This window comes from Aliivibrio finisterrensis, from assembly GCF_008933155.1.
GTDB classification, from domain to species: Bacteria; Pseudomonadota; Gammaproteobacteria; order Enterobacterales; family Vibrionaceae; genus Aliivibrio; species Aliivibrio finisterrensis.
Map to the genome: position 1 here is coordinate 1 of NZ_WBVP01000090.1, position 589 is coordinate 589.

At 51.3% G+C, this 589-nt stretch carries 1 protein-coding gene; it reads right to left on the reverse strand.

Features of this window, described 5'->3' with window-relative positions:
- A partial coding sequence (locus F8B77_RS17360) for a hypothetical protein (protein ID WP_151656910.1) occupies positions 1-501 on the reverse strand: 501 nt, incomplete at its 3' end.
- Positions 502-589: the final 88 nt, after the last annotated feature.

Sequence of the window (589 nt, forward strand, 5' to 3'; positions counted from 1 at the left end):
CACGCGTAGCGCATGTTGATAACCAACATCGACAGGCGTCATCAAGGTGTAGTCATTACTGCCCATGCCAACCGGCGCACCACCAGAATCTATGCTGCCGTCCTGTGGTATGCGATACCACTGATAGGTCGCCGTCAGATTTTCGGTGGTTAACAGGTTATCTAGCCAAGTTTGTGAAGCGTCTCTCAGTGATAATGTATCACTGAGACTGTCGAGTTTGAGATACACGGTACGCAGCGCGTAACCAGTCGTGTTGTCGGTGACCGCCTGACTAGGATAACTGCACACCGATTCACTCTCGCTACTAGTCCCATCGGTCAGCGTGAGGCAAAGTTGCAAAGTGTCGCCCACATCTGTGGTTTGTGCCACATAGTTGCTATCAGTAGCCCCCAAAATATCAGTCCAACTGCCCCCTAATTCACCACTTCGCCATTGGTAGTCCACCGATAATCCGCTTTGTGCTAGCAGGCTGATGTCTTGCTGATTTAAACTGACTGACATCCCCACACTGAGCTCTGTCGGAACCAGTGTGCGATGTAACGCATTAAGCGTGTCGACCAACGATGTACTGCTTGGCGCCGTTTGTACC